This is a genomic window from Alphaproteobacteria bacterium (assembly GCA_025800285.1).
Lineage (GTDB): Bacteria > Pseudomonadota > Alphaproteobacteria > JAOXRX01 > JAOXRX01 > JAOXRX01.
The window spans coordinates 1-3705 of sequence record JAOXRX010000027.1 but is presented as its reverse complement, the minus strand read 5'-3'; the positions used below and the strand labels follow the sequence as shown (position 1 = coordinate 3705).

The 3705-nt window shown below is 31.9% G+C and carries 3 protein-coding genes; all 3 read right to left on the bottom strand.

What is annotated here, in order from left to right; translation table 11 throughout:
• A partial coding sequence (locus OIF36_00475) for a TAXI family TRAP transporter solute-binding subunit (protein MCV6598947.1) occupies window positions 1–703 on the bottom strand: 703 nt, incomplete at its 3' end.
• A 29-nt stretch (window positions 704–732) separates the two neighbouring features.
• Window positions 733–2847 carry a TRAP transporter permease gene (locus OIF36_00470; GenBank protein ID MCV6598946.1) on the bottom strand — a complete coding sequence of 705 codons (2115 nt, stop codon included), beginning with the start codon at window positions 2845–2847 and terminating at the stop codon, window positions 733–735.
• Window positions 2848–2956: 109 nt separating this feature from the next.
• Window positions 2957–3705, bottom strand: a 749-nt coding sequence (locus OIF36_00465) for a TAXI family TRAP transporter solute-binding subunit (protein MCV6598945.1), incomplete at its 5' end; no start/stop codon positions are given.

Sequence of the window (3705 nt, the reverse complement as noted above, 5' to 3'; positions counted from 1 at the left end):
AAAAATATGGATTTTCCTCTACTAATTGATTTACCTTATCTCCAGCTAGTGGAATTATTGATACAGGTATTGAATCAACCGCATCTTTTATATTTTGAGAAGGATGTCCAACCATGAAAAAATATCCATCAATTTTATCATCCCTTAATGCATCAGCAGTATCTTCAATCTTCAAACCTCCTGCTAATGACAATTTTTCTTTTTTTATCCCATACTTTTCAAATAACTTTAATGTACTAACTCTACTTCCAGAAAGAGGATTTCCAATATTTATTCTCTTTCCTTCTATATCTTCTATACTTTTTATTCCTGATTTTTTACTCACTATAAAAGTTAATAACTCAGGATAAATACTAATAACAGATCTTATTTTTTCTTTTTCATTATTTAAAAAATTTTTCTTCCCATTTACAGCATTGTAAACTGTATCAGATTGGGAAATTGCAAAATTTAACTCCCCTTTATCTATTGCATTTATATTATAAACTGAGCCATCAGTTGATTCCACTGAACATCTAATTTTATTTTCAGTTTGAAACTCATTTATAAGCTTACAAAGAAATAATCCGCGGGGATAATATGTGGCATTAACTTCACCTGTACCTAAAGTGATGAAGTCAGTAGAATATAAAGATGAACTATTTATAAGAAAAAACATACCTATAATAAACTTTTTCATTTTGCCTCCATTGTATTTCTTCATTCATATTCTACTAAATATTTAAATTTTACCTATACTTCATTATATATAGTATCTGCTCTCATCTTTGCTTTTTGAATAAAGTAAAGAGATAAGAAAATTGTAATCCCAAAAACATACGAGAAATAATGAGAAGGCAGACTAAGATTAGCCTCCATAATCTTAGGTAAGAACATAAAAGGAACAACACCTAAAAATAAGAACCTCTCAATAATATTAGTTTTTGTTACAAAGTAGCCCTGAGTAAAACAAGAGAAAGCCATCATCCCAATAAAAGCAGTTGTAAAGATAATAAGAATTTCAAATGGATTAGTAATCCATACCCAACCTTTAGGATCCCCTGGATTAAGAGCATCAACCCCTGAAATTAATAATAACTCCGGATTAAAGAAAAACATAAATGGTAAAATAGCTGTCCTAATGTCATACTTAAACCCTTGAATACCTGTCTTAATAGGATCAGCTTTGGCAATACCAGCTGCTGCATAAGCAGCAAGTCCAACAGGTGGAGTGTCATCGGCTAAAATACCAAAATAAAATACAAATAAATGAGCCGCAATCGCTGGAATAATAAACCCATTGTCTTGTGCTAAAATTAATATTACTGGTGCTGTTAATGATGCCATAACAATATAATTAGCAGTAGTAGGTAATCCCATTCCTAAAATAAGTGAAATTAAAGCAGCTAAAATAAGTATGATGAAAATATTTCCACCAGATAAAGTCTCAATAACATCAAGTAATACCTGCCCTAGACCAGTTAAGGTAATAGAACCAACAACAATACCAGCTAATGCAGTAGCAACAGCAATTGGAATCATGTTTTTAGCCCCACTAATCATACCAGCTAAAATATCCACAAAACCTGATAATAAAATGTCTTTAGTAATCTTCTCTTTTGCTAAAAAAGCTCTAAATGGATGCTGTACAACCATTAATAACATAAGTAACATAATTGCATTAAAAGCAGCACTTGCAGCTGATTCCCTTAATACCATAAGTGTATAAAGTAAAAAGAATATAGGAACTAAATAGTGAATACCTTGTACAAAAGTTTTCCACTTAGGAGGTAAATCCTCATCATTCATTCCTTTTAAACCTAACTTTAATGCCTCTAAGTGAACAATGTAAAATAAAGCAAAATATGAAACAAAAGCAGGAATAAATGCAGCAAAGATAACATCTGTATATGCAAGTCCTAAAAACTCAGCAATAATAAATGCAGCAGCCCCCATAACAGGAGGCATAAGCTGACCATTAGTAGATGAAGCAACTTCAACAGCCCCTGCTTGCTCAGGTCTAAATCCTGTTCTTTTCATTAAAGGAATTGTAAATGTACCAGTTGTAACTGTATTAGCAATAGAAGAACCACTCATAATACCAGTAAATCCAGAAGCAACAACAGATGCTTTAGCTGGTCCTCCTCTAAATTTACCAAGCATAGCAAAAGCTAAATTGATAAAATACTCACCAGCTCCTGCTTTGTCTAAAAGTGAACCAAATAATACAAATAAAAATACAAAACCAGTTGATACACCTAAAGGAACACCAAAAATACCTTCAGTTGTTAAAAACATATGACCTGCTAATTTGTTTAAAGATGCACCTTTGTGAATAATAAGCTCAGGCATATAAGGTCCAAGTACATCATATGCTAAAAAGATAATTGCAATAATAGATAAGGCAAGACCTAAAACTCTTCTCCCAGCTTCAAGTAAGATAACAATACCTATTAAAGCGAAGATAATATCCATGTTAGTATAATCACCCGGTCTTAATGCTAAATCTTCAAAAAAGAAAGCTATATAACCAGCAGTACATAAACCAATAGTTGCAAAGGTATAACCAAACCATCTAATTTTGCTAAGAAAATATGGTTTTCTCATCATAGGGTAAACCATAAAAGCTAAAACAAGAGCAAAAGAGAGATGAACAGATCTTGAGATAGTAGAGTTAGTTGGTTCAATTACAATATATAACTGAAATAAAGACCAACAAAGAGCAATAGCAGAGATAAGCCAAAATTCGTAGTGTTGAGTTCCGAATACTCTTTGACCTTCAAGTTCATTTAGAACCTTTTGGGACTCTTCTGCTTGTTCTTTTTCTAACTCTTTAAGGGTGTGGGGTTTTTCTTCATAAATTGCCATAATAATATCCTTAAGTTTAATTCATTTTATTATTTCTCTTCTATTTTATAAAAAGACAAATAATAAAACTTCCAAAGGCAAGAAAGCCTTTGAAATAAAAAAGTTTAGATTATAATAATCCAGCCTCTTTAAAGTATTTTTTAGCACCTTCGTGTTGAGGAGCACTTAAACCATCAAGTAATGATTTTTTTGTAATGTTTGCATATGCAGGATGCAGTTTTTTAAATGCATCGAAGTTTTCTAAGATAGCTTTAACTAAAGTATAAACAGCCTTGTCACTAACATCAGTAGAAGTAACTAAAACAGCTTTAACACCAAATGTTGGAACAGGTGCATCTACACCTTTATATAATCCAGCTGGTACATCAGCTTGCGCGAAATATGGGTTTGCTTTTACATATGCATCAATTTTTTCACCTTTGATAGGAGTAATTGCAACATTTACAGAGTTCGAAGCATCTTTAATATTTGCAGTAGGGTGACCTACCATATAAAAATATCCATCAATTTTATTATCTCTTAATGCATCAGGAGCTTCACCAGCTTTTAATACACCAGCAAAACCTAAATCAGCTTTACTCATACCTAAGGCTTTGAACATACCTAAAGCAGTAGCTTCATTTCCACTTCCTGGGTTTCCTAAATTGATTCTTTTCCCTTTGATATCCATAATATCTTTGATACCCGCTTCTTTTCTAGTAATAAGAGTGAATAGTTCAGGATAAATAGCCATAACTGATCTTAATTTTTTTACAGGCTTACCTTCAAACTTTTTTTGACCATTAGCAGCTTGATAAACAACATCAGACTGAGCAATACCAAAATCTAACTCACCATTTTTAATAGTGTTGATATTGT

What these genes read in the sequence shown, in the direction of transcription:
- OIF36_00470 (MCV6598946.1), bottom strand. Translation starts at nt 2,847, where the DNA reads ATGGCAATTTATGAAGAAAAACCCCACACCCTTAAAGAGTTAGAAAAA.